Here is a 21,801-nt window from a genome sequence, read left to right as displayed (position 1 = left end):
AGACAAAGAAGCGTCTGATTAATAAATCAGACGCTTTTTTTATTATTTTCTATGAGATTTTTTAGCTTTTCGAATTGCTTTTTCGATTTTGTGTTGATGTTGTCTTTCAGCACGTGCTTTTTCTTCTCGTTCTTTTTGAATTTTCCAAGGGTTTTGAATTACTAATGTTTGTCCAGCTTGGAAAGCATTGGTTACTACCCAGTAAATTGAGATAGCGGCAGGAATATTTAATGCCATAAAGAAGATAATGATTGGCATACCAAACATCATTCCTTTAGTCATACCATTTTGTTCTGGTTGTGACTTCATAGCTAACCAAGAACTTAGGAAAGTAAATACCGCTGCCAACACTGGCATGATGAAGTATGGATCACGATGTCCTAATTGCAACCACAAGAATTCACCGGACTTCAAGATATTAGTACGCCAAATAGCTTGGTATAAAGCCCATAAAATTGGTAGTTGAACTAATAGAGGTAAACAACCAGCCACTGGGTTAACCCCTGCTTCAGCGTATAGACGTTGTTGTTCTTCTCTAAGTTTCTTCATCGTTTCGGTATCTTTAGATGAGTACTTCTTTTGTAGTTCTTTTAGCTTGGGTTGTAATTCCTGCGTTTTCTTCATGCTCTTGGTTTGATAAATCATCAAAGGCAAGATAATGATTCTTACAATGATAGTAAACGCAACAATACCCATTCCATAACTAGAACCAAATAGCTTAGCTAACCAAATAATGGCTCTAGAGAAATTTAGAACGATTACTCCATCCCATAGACCAGTACTGTGTGAAGTAATTGGTTTATTACTACATGCAGTTAAAAGAAAAACTAGTCCAACGATGGTAGTAAGTGAAAGATACTTTTTAATTTTCTTCATTAGTGTCTTCTCCCTCAACATAATCCGAATCAAGTAAGTTGGCTAATTTCAAAACATGTACCATATTCTTTTTGGCGTCGGCCATGGAAATACCATCAGCTCTTGGACGCGCAATTACCAAGAAATCTACATCTTGTTTTAGGTATGGTTTCAATTCGGTCAAACTTTGTCTAATTCGTCTCTTAACCCAATTTCTATGTACGGCATTTCCGATTTTTTTACCAACAGAAATACCTACTCTGAAATGAGGTTGATCAGGTTTTTCCATTTGATAAATGACAAAAAACCGATTAGCAACTGAATTATGTTTTTCAAAAACATTTTGAAATTCTGCTTCTTTTTTGACGCGATATGACTTACGCATAATCCATCTCCATTAAACTTTTTGTTCAATATAATGAAAAAGACCACTGAATGGTCAGTGGTCTATACAGTCAATGACTTTCTACCTTTTCTACGACGGCGAGCTAAAACTTTACGACCGTTGCTAGTGCTCATACGACTACGGAAACCGTGAGTACGTGCGTGCTTACGTTTCTTTGGTTGGTAAGTTCTCTTCATTACTAACCCTCCTTTATATATTTATATGTTTCTTTTCTATGTCAAATACATTTCTTAACTATATTACCATAAAAAAACAAATCATGGAACCAAAAAATAAAAATCTATATATGATCACCCCTATTTTTTATCCACAAAATAATTTGTTTCATACACATTTGCTGTTTTTTCTTGTGGATTTAAAAATTAGAATTCACATGTTTATCCACACTTTTTCCACAAGTACACATGGTGTGATTAATTTTCTCCACAACATGTGCATAACTTTTGAAGATTGTTATAATATCAGTAAATTCAGCCTGTGGATTATTCGCAATTTTCTGTGCATAACTCAAAAGTTAAATTGCTTTTCCGAAGTTATTAACAGGGTGTGAAAAAATGAATTAACAGGGTGTGAAACAATTATACACAACCTAACGTACCTGTGGAAAACTTTTTTTGTTAATGGTAAAATTATTTAAGATTTTTAATGGGAGGAAATGATTCATGGATAAAGATTCATTATGGGAAGCAATACGTGGAATATTTGAAAAAAATGTTTCCGCCACCACTTACTCAACGTGGATTGCTACAGTTAAACCCATTAGTTTAGCTAATAATCAATTAACATTAGAACTCCCATCACCTCTCCATCGTGATTATTGGAATGATAAATTAGCAGATTCATTAGTTGAATATGCTTATAAAATAACTAAAAAAGACATCGTTCCGAAATTCGTTTTAGAAGGTGAATTAAGGAATTCTAAGCCAGTTGATCATTTAGAAGATATCGATTCTGACGATTTAGATGACTCAGATGATGATTTCATGCGTAACACGCATCTAAATCCTAACTATACATTTGAAACCTTCGTTATTGGAAAAGGTAACCAAATGGCGCATGCAGCGGCGCTAGTTGTTTCAGAAGATCCTGGAAAAATGTATAATCCGCTTCTTTTATATGGAGGAGTGGGATTAGGTAAAACCCACTTGATGCATGCTATTGGAAATAAAATCGTTAAAGATAGACCCGAAGCTAACATTAAATATGTAACTAGTGAGTCTTTTACTAACGACTTTATTAACGCTATTCAAAACCATCAAACCGAAGCATTCCGTCGAGAATACCGTAATGTAGATGTTTTATTAGTAGATGATATTCAATTCTTTGCTGATAAAGATGGTACGCAAGAAGAATTCTTCCACACATTTAACGATTTATATGAAAACCGTAAACAAATTGTGCTAACTTCCGATCGCTTGCCAAATGAAATCTCTAAATTACAAGATCGCCTAGTTTCTCGTTTTGCATGGGGCTTATCAGTAGATATTACGCCACCAGATCTAGAAACTAGAATTGCTATTTTGCGTGCCAAAGCGGAAGCTGACGGTATTAACGTGCCTACCGATACTCTTAACTATATTGCGGGACAAATTGATTCCAACGTTCGTGAACTAGAAGGGGCTTTATCCAGAGTTCACGCCTTTGCAAAGTTCAAACAAGTTCCTATTACTACTGATTTAGTATCCGAAGCTCTTCGTGGTTTAAACAAGGGTGATGCTAAACCTAAGATTACGGTAGAAGGCATTATTAAGATGGTTTCTAACTACTTTAATGTTTCTACAGAAGATTTGAAGGGTAAAAAACGAGTGAAAACTATCGTTACTCCTCGACAAATCGCTATGTATCTAAGTCGTACTTTAACTAATAGTTCTTTACCTAAGATTGGTACTGCCTTTGGCGGAAAAGATCATACTACAGTTATTCATGCTTACGACAAAATTGAAGAAGCATTAAAATCTGACGAATCTCTAAAAGGGCAAGTCGAAGATTTGAAAGATAAACTTAAGCAGTAAAAAAACGCTATGTGGAAAAATCCACAACTTATCCACAACTTATCCACATGTGAAAAAACTTTCATCGCTAAAGTTAAATCGACTTATCCACATAATCCACAAGCCCTACTACTACTGTTTTACTATATATATAATATAATATTAATACACACAAACATGAGGAGGATTTCTACAATGAAATTTTCAATTAAGAGAACTGCTTTCATCCAAGGAATTAACATGGTTTCTAGAGCAATTTCATCTAAAACTACTATTCCTATTCTTACTGGATTAAAGCTAACTGCTAGTGAAGAAGGTTTAACACTTACTGGTAGTGATGCAGACGTATCTATCCAAACTATTATCGATAGTGCAGATGAAGATAACGAACTTACTGTTTCAGAACCAGGATCAATTGTTTTACCAGCTAGATTCTTTAGTGGAATCGTTAAGAAATTACCTGATGAAAAAATGACACTCTCTGTTACTAATGGTTTCCAAACTGAAATCACTTCAGGTACTTCATCCTTTACTATCAACGGTTTAGATGCTGCTGATTACCCACATCTACCTGAAATTAACAACGATAACGAAATTTCTTTATCCGGGGATGTATTTAAAGAAATCATTAACCAAACTGTTTTGGCGGTATCTAACCAAGAAAGTCGTCCTATCTTAACTGGGGTTCACTTTATCTTGAAGGATCAAACTTTATTTGCCGTGGCTACTGACTCACATCGTCTAAGTCAACGTAAAGTGGAACTTCCTGATAACCAAGGTGAATACGACGTTATTATCCCAGGTAGCAGTTTACGTGAACTATCTAAGATGATTTCTGATGATACCGAAAACGTTAAGATGAAGATCTCTGAAAACCAAGTGCTATTCACTATTGGCAACACTTTCTTCTACTCACGTTTACTAGAAGGTACTTACCCAGATACTTCTCGTTTAATTCCTAAGGATTCCGAAACTGACGTACAATTCGATGCCCATGAACTATTGGGAGCTATCGAAAGAGCTTCACTTCTATCACACGAATCCAGAAACAACGTGGTTAAGCTAACTATCAACGCTAGTGACAAGAAAGTTACTATCTCCGGTAACTCTCCTGATGTTGGTAACGTTGAAGAAGACGTGGATACCAACTCTTTGTCAGGTAACGATTTGGAAATTTCCTTTAACCCTGACTACATGAAGGATGCGCTAGGTGCCTTTGGTCACTCTATGATTAATGTTTCCTTTACTTCACCACTACGTCCATTTACGTTAGTGCCTTCTGAAGATGGCGAAAACTTCATTGAATTGATTACTCCAGTTCGTACATTTTAATAATTAATTGCAATTTTCTAATAAATCGCCCATTTTTTCTCATAAAAGTGGGTGATTCTTTTAATTTTTCTTTTACTTTTTGCCATTTTAGCTTTAATATTTAGTCATACCATTAATTTAGGAGGGGTTTATATGACGAAGATTAAATCGATTCAAGATTGGACTTATAATAATGGCTTGGATTTTACATACTTAAGTGATCCTAAAACCATTCAATACCTAACTGGATTTTATAGTGACCCAGTAGAAAGAGTGTTGGCTTTAATTATTTTTCCAGATAAGGACCCCTTTATGTTCGCTCCAGCGCTAGAAGTGGAAGCTATTAAAGATACTGGTTTCCCTTACGATGTATATGGATATTTAGATCATGAAGATCCTTGGCAAAAGATTGCAGCACATATCCAACAGAGAGTGGCTAATCCTAAAGCTGCTGGATTAGAAAAGAATAGTCTAACGGTAGCTCGTTTGGATAATTTACACGCTGTGTTACCAGAAGTTAGTTTCCAAGCAGATATTACTGACTTTTTAAACACAATGCGTTTGATTAAAACTGATGACGAAATTGAAAAACTAAAACTAGCTGGTAAAGAAGCTGATTTTGCATTTGAAAAGGGCTTTGCTGCGTTAAAAGCAGGTAAATCCGAAAAATCAGTTGTAGCTGAACTAGAATACGCTTTAAAGAAGCAAGGCGTTATGGAAATGAGTTTCGATACTTTAGTACAAGCCGGAGCTCATGCTGCCGAACCTCATGGTGCAACTAGTGATAATTTAGTTAAAAACAATGAATTAGTATTATTTGATCTAGGAACTGTACATGACGGATACATTTCCGATGCTTCTCGTACCGTAGCTATGGGTAAGTTAAGTGATAAACAAAAAGAAATTTATGATGTATGTCTACAAGCTCAATTAGCTGCGATGGATTATGTAAAACCTGGTGTAACTGCTGAATCAGTAGATAAGGTTGCTCGAGACATTATCGACAAAGCAGGTTACGGAAAATACTTCATTCACCGTTTAGGCCATGGCATGGGGATGTCTGAACATGAATTCCCATCTATCATGGAAGGCAACAAGATGGAATTGAAACCTGGTATGTGTTTCTCCATTGAACCTGGTATTTATGTACCTGGTTTTGCGGGAGTTCGTATTGAAGATTGTGTTCACGTTACCGAAGATGGTTGTGAACCATTTACTCATACTTCCAAAGAATTAAAATACATTGACTAAAGCAAAATAAAAAAATAGACCTCCGATAGAGAAATCTTCGGGGTTATTTTTTATCTAAAGAAAAATTTGAGCGATTTTAGCAATTTTTGGGTTCGTTAATCAATTCCCATTCTTGACCGTTAGAATTGCTTAGAATGGCTAAAATTAGGCTTATAAGCTATACTTTTGTGGCTTAAAAGGGTATAATAAGAGATAAGAAAAGGTGGGTGAAGTTTTGAAAAAGAATGTTTTCATCGATACCGAATATATAACTTTAGGCCAATTGTTAAAGGAAGAAGATGTAGTTGCTTCCGGTGGCCAAGCCAAATGGTATTTAAAAGATCATGTGGTTAAACTCAACGGTGAACCCGAAAATCGTCGTGGTAAGAAACTATACGATGGCGATAACGTGGAAGTAATCGATGTGGGTTTGTTTTTTATTCGTAAAAAGTAGGCTTAGCTTATGAAATTAAGAGAACTTAAATTACGTAATTTTCGTAATTATAGCGATGCAGAGGTTGCCTTTTCACCTTCCATCAATGTTTTGTTGGGAAACAATGCACAGGGTAAGACCAATATGTTAGAAGCCGTATACGTCTTGGCATTAACCAAAAGTCACCGTACTAATAACAATCGTGATTTGATTAATTGGCAAGCGGATGCTGCACAAATGTATGGCACGGTGCAAAAAGATTTAGGGGATACCCAATTAGAAATTGATTTGGGTAAAAAAGGAAAACGCGCAAAAGTTAATCATCTAGAACAAGCCAAATTATCTTCTTACGTGGGTGAATTAAACGTAATTTTATTCGCGCCGGAAGATTTATCTATTGTAAAGGGCTCGCCTAGTGTTAGACGTCGTTTCATGGATATGGAATTTGGTCAGATGAGTAACCAATATTTGTATAACACCTCGCAGTACCGAAAAATTTTAAAGCAACGCAATAATTACTTAAAACAACTGCAGTTAAAAGAGGCTACTGATGAGTTGTATTTGGACGTTCTATCTGATCAATTGGCAGCTTATGGTGCCAAAATTATTGCGCAACGTTTAGAACTATTGCAGAAATTACAAGGTTGGGCTGCCCAAGTTCATACCGAAATTTCGCAAGGTAAAGAAAAATTAAAATTAAAATATGTATGCGCGTTAAAGAAAAAGCAACAGACCCAAGTGGAAGACATTTATAACGGGTTAAAAGAATTATTTTCGCAAAATAAGCAAAAAGAAATTCGTCAGGGTAACACGTTATATGGTCCCCACAGGGATGATTTGCAATTCGTAATCAATGGCAAAGACGTTTCTACATTTGGCTCACAAGGCCAACAAAGAACTTCAGCGCTATCGATTAAATTAGCGGAAATTGATTTGATGAAAGAAGAAACTAACGAGTATCCAATTTTACTCTTAGATGACGTGTTATCGGAATTAGACGATAGTCGTCAAACGCATTTATTAAAATCAATTCAAGACAAGGTACAAACGTTTTTAACGACTACTAGTCTAAGTGGGGTGGCTCGTGATTTGATATCGAATCCGAAAGTATTTCATATCGATAACGGCCACGTTACTGCAGAAGAATAGTCTGAGTTTAAGGGAGGAATCAAGTTGACTGATAACGAAAAAGCAGAACAAAGAAGAAAAACTGACGAGTATAACGCCAGTCAAATTCAAGTTCTAGAAGGTCTAGAAGCGGTACGTAAACGTCCAGGGATGTATATCGGTTCCACTAGTGTTCAAGGTCTTCACCATTTAGTATGGGAAATTATTGATAACGGAATTGATGAAGCCTTGGCTGGTTTCGCGGACACTATTCACGTAACAGTAGAAAAAGATAACAGTATTACTATTACCGATAATGGTCGTGGTATTCCAACTGATATCCAAAAGAAAACTGGTAAGCCAGCGCTAGAAACTGTATTTACCATCTTGCACGCCGGAGGAAAATTCGGTGGCGGCGGATACAAAGTTTCTGGTGGACTACACGGGGTAGGTGCCTCAGTAGTTAATGCTTTATCCAAGGAACTAGATGTTACGGTTACTCGTGACGGTAAAAAGTACTACATGGATTTTGAACGTGGTCACGTAGTTACCAAGATGAAATTTATCGGCGACGATGATCCTGATAACCACGGAACTAAGGTTCACTTCCTTCCTGATCCAGACATTTTTACCGAAACTACGGTATACAACATCAAGACTTTAACTGGTAGAATTCGTGAATTAGCTTTCTTAAACAAGGGACTACGTATCTCACTAGAAGACAAACGTCCTGAAGAACCTACTTATGAAGAATTCTTATATGAAGGTGGAATCAAGCACTACGTTGAATTTATCGACAAAGACAAGACTCCACTATTCAATGAACCTATCTACGTAGAAGGCATGGAAAACGGAATTTCCGTTGAAGTGGCCCTTCAATATACCGATGATTACCACAGTGAATTAAGAACCTTTACTAACAACATTCACACTATCGAAGGTGGTACTCACGAAGAAGGTTTCAAACGTGCTTTAACTCGTGTAATTAACGATTACGCACGTAAGAACAACTTACTTAAAGAAAAAGATGACAACTTAACTGGTCCCGATGTTCGTGAAGGTTTAACTGCTGTTATCAGTGTTAAGCACCCGGACCCACAATTTGAAGGACAAACTAAGACTAAGTTAGGTAACTCCGATGCCAGAACTGCTACCGATCACATTTTCTCAGAACACTTTACTAAGTTCTTGTTAGAAAACCCTACTTTAGGAAAACAAATTGTAGATAAAGGTTCTCTAGCATCCCGTGTTCGTGCCGCAGCTAAGCGTGCTCGTGAAGTTACTAGAAAGAAATCTGGACTAGAAATTAGTAATTTACCTGGTAAGTTAGCTAATAACACTAGTAAAGACCCTGAAATTTCCGAATTATTCATCGTCGAAGGGGACTCCGCGGGTGGATCTGCTAAGCAAGGTCGTTCCCGTTTGACCCAAGCTATTTTACCTATTAGAGGTAAGATTTTGAACGTGCAAAAAGCTACTATGGACAAAATCCTAGCTAACGATGAAATTCGTTCTATGTTTACTGCCATGGGAACTGGATTCGGTTCAGATTTCGATATTAACAAGGTTAACTACCATAAATTAATCATTATGACCGATGCCGATGTCGACGGTGCTCATATTCAAACCTTGTTGCTAACTTTGATTTACAACTACATGCGTCCATTACTAGATGCTGGATATGTATATATCGCTCAACCACCTTTGTATCGTCTACAACAAGGTAAGATGATTCGCTACATTGCTAACGACGAAGAATTAGACAAGTGGAAAGCTGAGTTGCCAGCATCCCCTAAACCAAGCATTTCTCGTTACAAAGGTCTTGGTGAAATGGATGCCGAACAACTTTGGGATACTACTATGAACCCAGACAACCGTCGTTTACAACGTGTGGAAGCTAAAGATGCAGAAAATGCCTCAGAAATTTTCGAAATGTTAATGGGTAACAAAGTAGCTCCTCGTCGTAAATTTATCGAAGAAAACGCTACTTTCGTAGAAAACTTGGATATTTAATGTCCATTGTTTCATGTGAAACATTGTAAGTAACGACCATGAATTGGAGGTAAAAACATTGGCCAATAATGAAGATTTATCAAGCCATCGTATTGAAAACGTGGACTTGTCCCAAAAAATGAAAACATCATTCTTGGACTACGCCATGAGTGTTATCGTATCTCGTGCGTTGCCTGATGTCCGAGATGGTATGAAACCAGTTCACCGTAGAATTTTATATGATATGCGTGAACTAGGATTAACTCCGGAAAAACCATTCCGTAAGTCAGCCAGAATTGTAGGGGATACTTTAGGTAAGTACCATCCCCACGGTGACTCTGCCGTTTACGGTTCTATGGTTAGAATGGCGCAAACTTTTAGTTACCGTTACCCATTAGTTAATGGACATGGTAACTTCGGTTCTGTCGATGGTGATGGTGCCGCCGCTATGCGTTATACCGAAGCTAAGCTAAGTAAAGTGGGTATGGAAATGCTACGTGATATCAACAAAGATACTGTAGATTTCCAAGATAACTTCGATGGAAGTGAAAGAGAACCTGAAGTATTACCTTCTCGTTTCCCTAACTTACTAGTTAACGGTGCTTCTGGTATTGCCGTAGGGATGGCTACTAACATTCCACCTCACAACTTATCCGAAACTATTTCAGCTATTCACGTGTTAATGAAGAACCCGGATGCTACTACTGCTGATCTAATGGAAGCACTACCTGGACCTGATTTCCCTACTGGAGGCGTGGTGCTAGGTAAGTCTGGTATTAGAAAAGCTTACGAAACTGGTAAAGGTAGTATCGTTTTACGTGCCAAGACTGAAATTGAAGAACAAAAGAACGGCAAGCAAAGAATTATTGCTACCGAAATTCCTTACATGGTTAACAAGGCTAAGTTAATTGAACACATTGCTAACCTAGTTCGTGACAAACGACTAGAAGGTATTACTGATATCAATGATGAATCCGACCGTACTGGTATGCGTATCGTAATTGATGTTAGAAGAGACGCTTCAGCACAAGTAGTTCTAAACAACTTATACAAGTTAACTCTAATGCAAACTAGCTTTAGCTTTAACATGCTAGCTATCGTGGACGGTACTCCACGTATCTTGAGCTTAAAGAAAATTCTAAACTACTATCTAGAACACCAAGTTCAAGTTATTAAACGTCGTACTGAATACGAATTACGTAAGGCTGAAAACCGTGCTCATATCCTAGCTGGTTTATTAGTTGCTCTAGATAACATTGACCGCGTAATTACTATTATTCGTGAATCACAAACTTCTACAGTAGCTAAAGATCAATTAATGAACGAATTCTCATTAAGTGATAAACAAGCTCAAGCTATCTTGGATATGCGTTTAGTTCGTTTAACTGGTTTGGAACGCGACAAGATTGCTAGTGAACATGAAGACTTATTAAAAGCCATTGCTCACTACAAAGAAATTTTAGCTAGTCGTGAAAAAATCAACGAAATCATCTACCAAGAATTACTTGAAATTCAAGAAAAATTCGGGGATGAAAGAAAGACTGAACTACGTGTCGGTGAAGTACTAAGTATCGAAGACGAAGATTTAATCGCCGAAGAAGATATTATGATTACTTTAACTCACAACGGTTACATCAAACGTACTGCTACTTCTGAATTCAAGAGTCAAAACCGTGGTGGTAGAGGTGTCCAAGGTATGGGTGTCCATGAAGACGACTTTATCGAACACTTAGTATCTACTACTACCCACCATGCATTACTATTCTTTACCAACCTAGGTAAGGTTTACCGCATGAAGGGTTACGAAATTCCTGAATACGGTCGTTCCGCTAAGGGTCTTCCAATCATTAACTTATTAGGTATTGATTCTGACGAAAAGATTCAAGCCGTAATTACTGTTGATGAAAACCAAGATTCTGACGGTAAAGACTTATTCTTCACTACCCTTAAGGGAACAGTTAAGAGAACTCCAGTTAGTGATTTCCAAAACATCCGCAGCAATGGTCTAAAGGCTATTCACTTAAAGGATGACGACGAATTAATGCGAGTATCTACAGTAGACGAAAACCAAAACGTAATTATCGGTACTCATTTAGGTTACTGCGTAAGCTTTAAGGTATCCGATGTTCGTTCCATGGGACGTTCTGCTACCGGTGTTCGTGGTATTCGTCTAAGAGATAATGACTACGTAGTAGGTGGGGATGTTCTAGATCCTAACGACAACGTCTTCGTTATTTCTGAAAAAGGTTACGGAAAACAAACACCTGCCTCTGAATATCAAATCAAAGGCCGTGGTGGTAAAGGTATTAAGACCGTTAACGTAACTGAAAAGAACGGTCCATTAGCTGGATTAACCACTGTCTCTGGTGACGAAGACATCATGCTAGTTACTGACAAAGGTGTTATGATTAGATTTAACATTTCCGATGTTTCTCAAACCGGACGTGCTACCTTAGGTGTTCACTTAATCAAGATTGATGAAGATTCACGCGTTTCAACAGTAGCTCGTATAGCTCCTGAAGAAGATGGCGATGATGATCATGATAATAATGATGACCAAAAAGATGCCGATGAATCATCTGATAAAGAAAACGAAAGTCAAACTACTGACGAAGAAAACTAATTATTAGTTAAATAAAAAAGCCTTCATGATAAAAATAGTCATGAAGGCTTTTTTGTGTGGTTAATTATTATTATTTATAACCAAAACTGCGTGAAAATATTCTCGCTTTTGTATTGAATAATTTAATTTTTGATGGTAAACTTATTAAACGTGAGTATTAGTTATAAAAGACTCTTACTCCTTACCCTTTTGATTGAAAAGGGTCTAAAGTCCATAAGGAGGTGTAATTCATGGAAGAACACAAATATGAAATTACTTACATCATTCGCCCAGATCTAGAAGAAGGCGCTAAGAACGACTTAGTTGCTAAATTCGACAAGGTCCTAACTGACAATGGTGCTAAGATTATTGATTCAAAGGATTGGTCAAAACGCCGTTTCGCATTTGAAATCGGTGGTTACAACGAAGGTATCTACCACGTTGTTAACATGACTACTTCTGACAAGACTGCTATTGACGAATTCGATCGTCAAAGCAAGTACAGTGATGACATTCTACGTCAAATGACTGTAAGAAGATAATTTAGACTTTAATTGTTTTAAAAAAAGAGAGGAGTATTTTCAGCATGATTAATCGTACAACTTTAACAGGTAGATTAACACGTGATGTTGATTTACGCTACACTCCAAGCGGCGCAGCTGTTGGTAACTTTACCCTAGCCGTTGATCGTCGTTTCACCAACCAAAATGGTGAAAGAGAAGCTGATTTTATCAACTGTGTTATCTGGCGTAAGTCCGCTGAAAACTTTGCTAACTTCACCCACAAGGGTGCTTTGGTTGGTATTGATGGTCGTATTCAAACAAGAAATTACGAAAATCAACAAGGCCAAAGAGTATATGTTACCGAAGTGGTTGTTGAAAACTTTGCTTTACTAGAACCTCGTTCCAGTAATCCAAATGCTAACAACGCCGGTAGCGGTGCTCCTCAATCTAATGCAGGAAATAATAATCCATTTGATACATCTAACAATGGCGGTAATAACGCCAACAATGGTAATGGTGGCAATTCTGCTGATCCATTCGCCAACTCAGGTGATCAAATAGATATTTCCGATGATGATTTACCATTTTAATGAGTAAATAACAGAGGAGGGAAATTTAATGGCTCAACAAAGAAGAGGTGGCCGTCGTCGCCGTAAGGTTGACTTCATCGCCGCAAACCATATCGAATACATCGATTACAAAGATACTAACTTATTAAGTCGTTTCGTATCTGAAAGAGGTAAGATTTTACCACGTCGTGTTACTGGTACTAGCGCTAAGAACCAACGTAAGTTGACTATCGCTATCAAACGTGCCCGTATCATGGGTCTAATGCCTTTCGTTTCAGAAGACTAATAATAAATAATAGCTAGAATGATTTTTCATTCTAGCTTTTTTTATGCGCTCATTATAAATGGGCGCATTTTTTTAACTAGTTGCCATATGTGATAAAATAGAGGTAACAAATAGAAAAAGAGGAGTCATAATGAAGCGCTTGTTTTCGTTAACTAATCTTCCACCGTTTTTAAAGAATAATATTTTACGTTGGATTACATTAGTTTTAACCTTATTATCGATATTCGGACTAGTAGTATCTTTTCTTTATGATTGGATCTCCGGAGTTATTTTCTTAGTCATCGTATGCTCCGTATTGTCCTATGTTTTCAAAAAAATGAATGATTTAAGCGTCAGCACTGATAATTACATTTCTGACCTATCTTACCGTATGCACCGTGGAGAACAAGAATCTCTACTAGAAATGCCAGTAGGGGTTTTAATGATCAGTGAAACTGGTGTGATTGAATGGGTTAACCCTTACTTGACCACTTACTTTGGTGATCAAGACCTATTGGGTAAAACTGTAGAAGAAGTTAATCCTGAATTAGATGATATCTTCAAAAACAATTGGGATAATCCTGATTGCGCAACTGTAAAATGGAACGATCATTACTTTACCATGTTGGTACAAAAGGAATATCGTACCGTTTACATGATGGATATCACTAAGTATTATCAAATCGAAAAAGATTACAATGACGAAAAAATCGCCATTGGTCAAGTGTTCTTGGATAATTATGATGAAATTACCCAATCTATGACCGACCAAGAAATTTCTAACTTAAGTAATTACGTTACTAACGAATTGACGGTATGGGCACAACGTTTTGGTTTCTTTATTAAGCAAGTCGATGAAGACCATTATATTATGATGGCTTATTCTAAGACCTTAAAAGAAATCGAAGAAGATAAATTTAGCATTTTAGATTTAATTAGAGAGTCTACTTCTAAGCAAAACTATCCTTTAACTTTGAGTATGGGAATTGCTTACGGAGAAAATAATCTAAATGATTTAGCTGAACAAGCTCAAAGCGACTTAGACTTAGCGCTAGGTCGTGGGGGAGACCAAGTAGTGGTTAAAGCTAAAGACCACGAATCTCGTTTCTATGGTGGTAAGACTAACCCTATGGAAAAACGTACTCGTGTACGTGCTCGTATGATCTCACAAGCTCTACAAGAATTATTTAAAGAATCCGATACTATCTTTGTACAAGGTCATCAACAACCTGATATGGATTCTGTGGGTGCCGGATTAGGTATTCACCGTTTAGCTAAAATGAACAATAAACATTGTTATGTAGTTATTCCTGAAGGTACTTTCCATTCTGACGTACAACGTTTGATTGATAAGACCAAGAAGGATGACGAATTAGCAGACGATATTATTACGCCTGATGAGGCTCTACAATTAGCTACAGATAACAGTTTACTAATCATGGTGGACCATTCTAAGCCATCGATGAGTGTTTCCGAAGAATTATACCAACGTTTAAGCAACAAGGTTATGATTATCGACCATCACCGTCGTGGTGAAGAATTCCCTGAAAACCCAGTGTTAGTTTACATTGAACCTTATGCTTCATCTACTTGTGAATTGATCACTGAAATGTTTGAATATCAATCACAAGATGCTGAACCTATCAGCAAGCTAGAAGCTACTGCTATGTTGACTGGTATCTTCGTCGATACTAAATCATTTACTCTACGAACCGGTACTAGAACCTTCGATGCAGCTAGTTATCTACGTTCTTCTGGAGCGGATTCAGAAGAAATGCAACAATTTATGCAAGAAAATCCAGACAGTTACATGGCCAGAATGCATTTGATTTCTATGGCTCAATTCGTCAACGACGAAAACCATATGATGTATGTAGCGGGTGAACAAGAACGTGTTTATGACCCCGTTACTGCGGCCCAAGCTGCGGATTCCTTGTTGAACATGTCTGGCGTTAGTGCTTCCTTTGTTATCACGCACCGTCCCGATGATTTAATCGGAATTTCTGCTAGAAGTGATGGCGATGTGAACGTACAACGTGTCATGGAAGAACTAGGTGGGGGAGGCCACTTATCCAGTGGTGCTACCCAAATTAGCGATAAAACTATTGATGAAGTAGTAGAAATGTTAAAGAAAGCTATTGATGAAGTTCATTCTGAAGAAGCTCCTGAAGAGCCTGAAGATAACTAATATCTATTTATTTAAAAATATCTCAATAGCGTTTATAATAATATAAGACTTAAATAGCCAGAGGAGGAGTTTAGATGAAAGTTATATTTTTACAAGACGTACGTGGAAAAGGTAAACGCGGTGAAGTTAAGGAAGTTCCTGCTGGATATGCACAAAACTTCTTAATCAAGCGTGGTAAAGCCAAAGCAGCCACTAACTCAGCTATTAGCCAACTAGAAGGCGAAAAGAATGCGGAAAGAAAAGAAGCCGCTGCTGAACTACAAGAAGCCAAAGAACTAAAGAAGAAGTTAGAAGACGACAAAACTGTTGTAGAACTAACTGCTAAAGTGGGTGCCGACGGTCGTTTATTTGGTTCAGTTTCATCTAAACAAATCGTCGCAGCCATGGAAAAACAACATGGTCTAAAAATTGATAAGAGAAAGGTTGAATTATCACAACCTATCAAATCACTAGGTTACACTAATGTTCCTGTTAAGGTTCACAAACAAGTAACTGCTACTATGCGTGTCCATGTAAGTGAAAAATAAAAATTGAAATAGAGGATTAACATGAGCAATGATTATATAAATAGTCAAACGCCACCCCAAAACTTAGAGGGAGAAAAATCTCTTTTGGGTGCGATTTTACTAGATAATGACCGGTTACCAGAATCACTTGAATTCGTAACCGCTGACGATTTCTATCGCCATGCTCATCAATTGATTTTCGCAGCGATGGTATCTTTAAATGATAAAGATCAACCTATCGATGCTGCTACTCTACGAAGTGAATTAGAAGATAATCATAATCTAGACGATGCCGGTGGTGTGGCTTATTTAGCTGAATTAGCTACTACCACACCTACTGCCGCTAACGCGGTTTACTATGCCAAGAGTGTGCACGAAAAAGCGGTAGCCAGACGATTAATTAAGACTGCCACTGACATTGTAACTAAAGGTTATAATGAAAACGCAGATATCGATAGTTTATTGGATGATGCTGAGCATTCTATCCTAAGTGTGTCTGAAGAACGTAATAATACTGGTTTTCAAAAAATCGGGGATGTTTTACAAGATTCTTTAAACAACATTGAAAAACTATCTTCACAAGAATCGGATGTTACTGGTTTATCTACTGGTTATCCTGCATTGGATAAGATGACTACTGGTTTGCATGATGATGAATTAATCATCTTAGCTGCCCGTCCTGCGGTTGGTAAAACTGCCTTTGCGCTAAACTTAGCGCAAAATGTAGGTACTAAGACTGACAAAACCGTGGCCATATTCAGTTTGGAAATGAGTGCTGAATCCTTAGTTAACCGTATGATTTGTGCGGAAGGAAGTATCGATGCTAACCATTTACGTACCGGTCAATTAACATCGGATGAATGGAACAATCTAATGATTGCGATGGGAAGTTTAGCTAAAGCTAACATCTACATCGACGATACTGCCGGAACTAAGATTTCTGAAATTCGTGCCAAATCTAGACGTCTAGCTAAAGATAGCGGTAATCTAGGTTTGATCGTAGTCGATTATCTACAATTGATTGATGGGGGAAGCCAAGAAAACCGTCAACAAGAAGTTTCTTATATTTCTCGACAATTAAAGAAAATTGCTAAAGAATTAGGGGTTCCCGTAATCGCATTATCACAATTATCTCGTGGTGTGGAACAACGCCAAGATAAGCGTCCTGTGCTATCTGATATTCGTGAATCTGGTTCTATTGAACAAGATGCCGATATCGTTGCGTTCTTATATCGTGATGATTATTATGAACGTGAAGATGGCGATGAAGACGACGATGATGAGGATGACGAAAGTTCCGATGTAGGTGAAGTAGAAGTAATCATCGAAAAGAACCGTTCAGGTCCTCGTGGAACCGTTAAATTATTATTTATTAAATCACATAATAAATTTTCATCGATTGCATACAATCAAGAAGAGTAAAATTAAATCCTTAGCCAGTCGCTAAGGATTTTTTTGTAAAAAAATATAAAGAGGTGATCATATGGATGTAATTAAACTACACTGGCTCTTTTTAGGGTCGTTGATTAATAACATTGCGGTTAGTACCGTCTGGCCGTTAACTACGGTATATATGCATAATGCGTTAGGAAAAAGTTTAACCGAGGTCGGCATAATTTTGTTTTTATACTCGGCTTCGAACGTGTTGGGCAGCTACATTGCCGGTAAGTTATTTGACCGTCACAACCGTTATATTTTGACGATTTTCGGTATTGTTAGTTCGGTGCTTATCTCTGTAGCCCTAATCTTTTTCAACGGCTGGCCTTATTATCCAGTGGGGTTAGTGTTATTTGGTTTTACCACCGGTTGGAACCTAACTATGATTAATTCGTTAGGAACTACCGTGCACATGAAGTCCGGACGTTATATTTTCAATATGCTATATTTAGCGCAAAACGTCGGTGTGGTATTTGGAACCATGGCGGTCGGATATTTATATCCAATGGGTATTGGTCACGTCTTTACGTTAACTAGTGTTATTTTAGCTATTTATGGCATTAGCGCGATTTTAACTTATCACAAGAAAGATTCTATTTATCCAGTTAAAACCGAAAGACACACTAGCAAAGTTAAGTTACCACGTCCTAATTGGGTCATCGTAACGACATTCTTTATCGCCTTAGCGATTATCTGGATTGTATATGAACAATGGGTATCCAACATGTCCGTATACATTACTGGTGCCGGAATTTCCTTAGCTATGTATAGTTTCTTATGGACGTTGAATGCTTTCTTATTAGTGGTATTTCAACTATTGATCAACTGGATTGCGCAAAAACATGATAGTTTGTATTTTCAAATTTACTTTGGGATGATTTTTATTGGATTATCCTTCTTCACCTTAATTTTCACTCATACTTATGCTGGATTTGTGATTTCTATGGTGGTATTAACTTTAGGAGAAGCTTCCGTAATTCCTTCTATACCAGCGTTAGTTAACGAATTAACGCCACTAGAAGTTAAGGGTAAGTACCAAGGTCTTACTAATTCTTGGGCTGCCATCGGAAAAGCTTTTGGACCACTATTGGGTGGAATCGTAATTGATCAAACTTCATATGGATTTTTATTCATCGTATGTACGGTTATTTGTGTAATGTTAGTCATTATTTCACAAATTATTGCCCAATTTATGAAAAAACGCGTAACTAAATACTCAGAATAATTAAAAAATAATAAAAAATATTTTTATATTTTATAAAGCCGTCTTTTGCTGATAATAAAGCGATTAAGACGGTTTTTATTTTTCGATATTTTTATAATTATTAAAATTTAATTAAAAAATCGTTGACATTTTCTCATATGGAGAATAATATAAAAACCGTTGAACAAAACAAATAACTATTAAATAAAAACACTTTTGATGAAGGATAGTATGTTTCTAGTCATACACAGCGAGTGTCGTTAGATGAAAGGACATTGTGACTATTAACAGAAAGATTTCATTGTATAAGTTCACTTTTCCAGGTGAAATGGTAGTACCCATTATCGTACCGCGTATAAAGCAATTTACTTGTGTAGTACGAGCGAGGAAATGTCTGTGAAGATATTTCAAATCTGGGTGGTACCACGTGAAAACGTCCCTTGGCAATAAGCCAAGGGGCGTTTTTTTATTTACTAGTTATTTATATTTTGAGGGGGATTAACATGGAGGCATCAATTATTAATTTACATATTTTCGACAAACGGTTGGAAGGAATAAGAGAAGCGTTATGGTCTCTGACATATCTTAATTTATAAAATACAAAAAATTGAAATTTGGAGATGCTAGAGATGAAAAAATTTATTATAGGTTCAACCATGGTACTAATGGCAATGGGACTTGCCGCATGTGGTAAAAATACTGCTACTCAAACACAAAACAACGGAACTACTAAACCCATCAATTGGATGGCTTCTGCAGAATTAACTTCTATTGATCAATCTAAAATCGTAGACCAAGTTACTAGTGATACAGTCTTAAATGCTGAACAAGGTTTGTTAGTAAACGGCAATAATGGAGTAATTAGACCCGGTATTGCTAAGAGTTATCAAGTATCCAAAGATGGTAAAACATATACTTTCCACTTACGTGATGCTAAATGGAGTGACGGTAGTAAAGTAACTGCACAAGATTTTGTCTACTCCATTAAAAGAACTGTAAACCCTAAAACTGCTTCACAAACTTCTTACGATATGGATCATATTTTAAATTATGATGCTATCCAACAAGGTAAAATGTCATATAAATCATTAGGTGTTTATGCTCCTAACGATAAAACAGTGGTATTTAAACTTTCTAATCCAGAACCATACTTTAAATACTTAGTTGCTGAAGCTGATTATCTTCCTGAAAAACAATCATATGTAGAATCACAAGGCGCTAAATTTGGAACTACTTCTAATAACCAAATTTATGACGGACCTTATAAAATTACTGGTTGGACTGGAACCAACGATACCTGGATGCTAGAGAAAAACAACCAATATTGGAACGCTAAAAACACCAAGATTGATAAAATCAGAATGAACGTAGAAAAAGATGCTAATACTGCATTGAATGAATATGAATCAGGTCAACTAGATGAGATGACACCATCCAACAAACAACAAGTTAGTCATTTTAAGAATTCTCCTGATTTTCACACACTTTCTGATTCACGAATTACATACATTGCACTTAACTTCAATCGTATTCCTGAATTTAGAAATCGTAATCTAAGAAAAGCTTTGTCCATGATTATTAATCGTAATCAATTTTTGAACAACGTAATGGGTGATGGTTCCTTTGCTGCTAAAGGTTTGGTATCAAAGAATATTTCTTCTTACAAAGGCAAAGACTTTGCCGATGCATCATACGTCAAAAGTGCTGCTACTTATAACCCTTCTGAAGCCATTAAGTACTGGAAGAAAGGGATGAAAGAAGTAGGTAAGAAGACCATTAACTTTAATATTTTGTATGATGATTCTTCAAATGGTAAAGCCATGACTGAATTTCTACAAAATGCTGCATTTAATAAACTACCTGGACTAAAGGTAACCACTACCAATATTCCTACTAAGAGTCGTTTGTCCAGACAAATTGCTTTTGATTATGATGCTACTATTACCGGTTGGGTAACTACTTATCCAGATCCAATTTCTTACCTAGAATTGATGACTACTCATAACCCATATAATTTTGTTAGATGGAGTAATCATGATTACGATAAATTGATTAATGCTGCTGAAACTACTGATGCTAATAATCCAGCAAAACGTTGGGATGACATGGTTAAAGCCGAAAAGATTCTTATGAATGATCAAGGCATTATTCCATTCTTCCAAAGTGCAGAACCTCAAGTAGTAAAGACCAATATTAAAAATGTAGGTCATTCTGCTGCCGGCTTTGACTGGGACTTCAGTAATGCATATATTAAAAAATAAGTATACTGACAAAATAAAAAGTCGTTAAGTTAAAACGTTGTTCACGTTTAGCTTAACGGCTTTTTAATATGCCTTAGCTGCGGACCAGCTGGCGGTTATTAATAAAATTTAATTTATAATCGTTAGTAGTCACCGCGTTTAACGGCTCTACGTGGAAGTCCTGTTCCAGCAGGGCTTCTTTTTATTTACAAATACAGTATATAATACATTGCGATGGCTTGCATGTTTAGCAAATTAAATTTAATTATAAAGTTTTTTCAATAGTAGATAATGCAATCTTGATACCTTGAACTTCAGTGGCTAAATCTAGGGTAGGCATATCTTTTTTGTAGGGATGATTAGCTGGTAGATGAATGAAAGTAGCCTTCATATTAGGATATTGAGAATGAATTAAATATTGGCATTCATACATAATGTGATTGCATACGTAACGACCAGCATTGTTAGATAATTTGCTAGGAATTCCCGCATTAACTAGGGCTTTAACAATTTCTTCAACTGGTATATTAACGTGATAATGTTCATCACCATTTGCTTGAATAGGTTCGTGACTAGGTTTGTATCCAGCGTTGTCGGCCACTACCGTATTATCTTCGTTAAAGGCAATGGTTTCTGGAGTGATGGAGTCACGACCGGCAGCTTCACCTAAACAAACAATTACATCCGGGGTAAATTTATCTACGGTTTCTTTTAAGATGGCAGAACTGTTTTTGAACTCAGTAGGTAATAGTTGTTTGATGATAGAAACATTATCGATTTTATCGGGTAGTGATTCTAATACTTTCATGGATGCGTTAGTGTTAGATCCATTAAATGGATTAAATCCAGTTACTAAAATTTTCATGCTGAAAACCTTCTTTGTTTTAATAATAAAGCTGATATAAACTGTTGCTAACAGTATAGCATTGCTTTAATATTTTTAAGCTAAAAAGACACATTAT

19 protein-coding genes are annotated in these 21,801 nt (G+C 36.7%); 15 read left to right on the top strand and 4 right to left on the bottom strand.

Annotated elements, in window-relative coordinates:
- Positions 1–42 precede the first annotated feature (42 nt).
- The 3 genes from yidC to rpmH form a co-directional block, all read right to left on the bottom strand.
- The gene (gene yidC / locus D7I45_RS00410; RefSeq protein ID WP_120783830.1) at positions 43–876 is read right to left on the bottom strand and encodes a membrane protein insertase YidC; all 834 of its coding nucleotides are present in this window, start codon (positions 874–876) and stop codon (positions 43–45) included.
- Positions 863–1,240: a ribonuclease P protein component gene (gene rnpA, locus D7I45_RS00405; protein WP_120783829.1), complete on the bottom strand. Its 378-nt coding sequence runs from the start codon at positions 1,238–1,240 to the stop codon at positions 863–865. The genes yidC and rnpA overlap by 14 nt, the downstream gene beginning before the upstream one ends.
- Before the next feature lie 62 nt (positions 1,241–1,302).
- Complete coding sequence (gene rpmH / locus D7I45_RS00400) at positions 1,303–1,437, bottom strand: 50S ribosomal protein L34 (RefSeq protein WP_120783828.1); 135 nt, start codon at positions 1,435–1,437, stop codon at positions 1,303–1,305.
- 486 nt (positions 1,438–1,923) lie between these two features.
- Between rpmH and dnaA the strand changes: the two genes are divergently transcribed.
- The 15 genes from dnaA to D7I45_RS00325 all read left to right on the top strand — a co-directional run bounded on the left by dnaA (position 1,924) and on the right by D7I45_RS00325 (position 20,860).
- Positions 1,924–3,273 (top strand): chromosomal replication initiator protein DnaA, encoded by a 1,350-nt coding sequence (gene dnaA, locus D7I45_RS00395; RefSeq protein ID WP_120783827.1) that lies wholly within the window; start codon positions 1,924–1,926, stop codon positions 3,271–3,273.
- A 174-nt stretch (positions 3,274–3,447) separates the two neighbouring features.
- A complete protein-coding gene (dnaN, locus tag D7I45_RS00390) occupies positions 3,448–4,584 on the top strand; it encodes a DNA polymerase III subunit beta (protein ID WP_120783826.1) in 1,137 nt (378 codons plus the stop codon).
- Between the two features lie 132 nt (positions 4,585–4,716).
- On the top strand, positions 4,717–5,814 hold the full coding sequence (locus D7I45_RS00385) for a M24 family metallopeptidase (RefSeq protein ID WP_120783825.1): 1,098 nt from the start codon (positions 4,717–4,719) through the stop codon (positions 5,812–5,814).
- 214 nt (positions 5,815–6,028) lie between these two features.
- On the top strand, positions 6,029–6,247 hold the full coding sequence (yaaA, locus tag D7I45_RS00380) for a S4 domain-containing protein YaaA (RefSeq protein WP_162924047.1): 219 nt from the start codon (positions 6,029–6,031) through the stop codon (positions 6,245–6,247).
- Positions 6,248–6,256: 9 nt separating this feature from the next.
- A complete protein-coding gene (recF, locus tag D7I45_RS00375; RefSeq protein WP_120783823.1) occupies positions 6,257–7,375 on the top strand; it encodes a DNA replication/repair protein RecF in 1,119 nt (372 codons plus the stop codon).
- 24 nt (positions 7,376–7,399) lie between these two features.
- Positions 7,400–9,346, top strand: coding sequence for a DNA topoisomerase (ATP-hydrolyzing) subunit B (gene gyrB, locus D7I45_RS00370; RefSeq protein WP_120783822.1), 1,947 nt, complete (start codon positions 7,400–7,402; stop codon positions 9,344–9,346).
- 118 nt (positions 9,347–9,464) lie between these two features.
- Positions 9,465–11,948 carry a DNA gyrase subunit A gene (gene gyrA, locus D7I45_RS00365; RefSeq protein ID WP_205570332.1) on the top strand — a complete coding sequence of 828 codons (2,484 nt, stop codon included), beginning with the start codon at positions 9,465–9,467 and terminating at the stop codon, positions 11,946–11,948.
- 230 nt (positions 11,949–12,178) lie between these two features.
- Complete coding sequence (gene rpsF / locus D7I45_RS00360) at positions 12,179–12,469, top strand: 30S ribosomal protein S6 (RefSeq protein WP_120783820.1); 291 nt, start codon at positions 12,179–12,181, stop codon at positions 12,467–12,469.
- Between the two features lie 44 nt (positions 12,470–12,513).
- The gene (ssb, locus tag D7I45_RS00355; RefSeq protein WP_120783819.1) at positions 12,514–13,020 is read left to right on the top strand and encodes a single-stranded DNA-binding protein; all 507 of its coding nucleotides are present in this window, start codon (positions 12,514–12,516) and stop codon (positions 13,018–13,020) included.
- Between the two features lie 28 nt (positions 13,021–13,048).
- Positions 13,049–13,285: a 30S ribosomal protein S18 gene (gene rpsR / locus D7I45_RS00350; RefSeq protein WP_120783818.1), complete on the top strand. Its 237-nt coding sequence runs from the start codon at positions 13,049–13,051 to the stop codon at positions 13,283–13,285.
- 130 nt (positions 13,286–13,415) lie between these two features.
- Positions 13,416–15,452, top strand: coding sequence for a DHH family phosphoesterase (locus D7I45_RS00345; protein ID WP_120783817.1), 2,037 nt, complete (start codon positions 13,416–13,418; stop codon positions 15,450–15,452).
- A 74-nt stretch (positions 15,453–15,526) separates the two neighbouring features.
- Positions 15,527–15,979, top strand: coding sequence for a 50S ribosomal protein L9 (rplI, locus tag D7I45_RS00340; RefSeq protein WP_120783816.1), 453 nt, complete (start codon positions 15,527–15,529; stop codon positions 15,977–15,979).
- A gap of 21 nt (positions 15,980–16,000) precedes the next feature.
- On the top strand, positions 16,001–17,380 hold the full coding sequence (dnaB, locus tag D7I45_RS00335) for a replicative DNA helicase (protein ID WP_120783815.1): 1,380 nt from the start codon (positions 16,001–16,003) through the stop codon (positions 17,378–17,380).
- A 61-nt stretch (positions 17,381–17,441) separates the two neighbouring features.
- Positions 17,442–18,620 carry an MDR family MFS transporter gene (locus tag D7I45_RS00330; protein ID WP_120783814.1) on the top strand — a complete coding sequence of 393 codons (1,179 nt, stop codon included), beginning with the start codon at positions 17,442–17,444 and terminating at the stop codon, positions 18,618–18,620.
- 608 nt (positions 18,621–19,228) lie between these two features.
- Positions 19,229–20,860, top strand: coding sequence for a peptide ABC transporter substrate-binding protein (locus tag D7I45_RS00325; protein WP_162924046.1), 1,632 nt, complete (start codon positions 19,229–19,231; stop codon positions 20,858–20,860).
- A gap of 244 nt (positions 20,861–21,104) precedes the next feature.
- Here D7I45_RS00325 and D7I45_RS00320 read toward each other — a convergent pair whose 3' ends face one another.
- Positions 21,105–21,704 (bottom strand): pyroglutamyl-peptidase I, encoded by a 600-nt coding sequence (locus tag D7I45_RS00320; protein WP_120783812.1) that lies wholly within the window; start codon positions 21,702–21,704, stop codon positions 21,105–21,107.
- Positions 21,705–21,801 lie beyond the last annotated feature (97 nt).

The organism is Apilactobacillus bombintestini (genome assembly GCF_003627035.1).
In the GTDB taxonomy this organism is placed as follows: Bacteria; Bacillota; Bacilli; order Lactobacillales; family Lactobacillaceae; genus Apilactobacillus; species Apilactobacillus bombintestini.
This window is presented reverse-complemented; position numbering and strand designations above follow the sequence as displayed.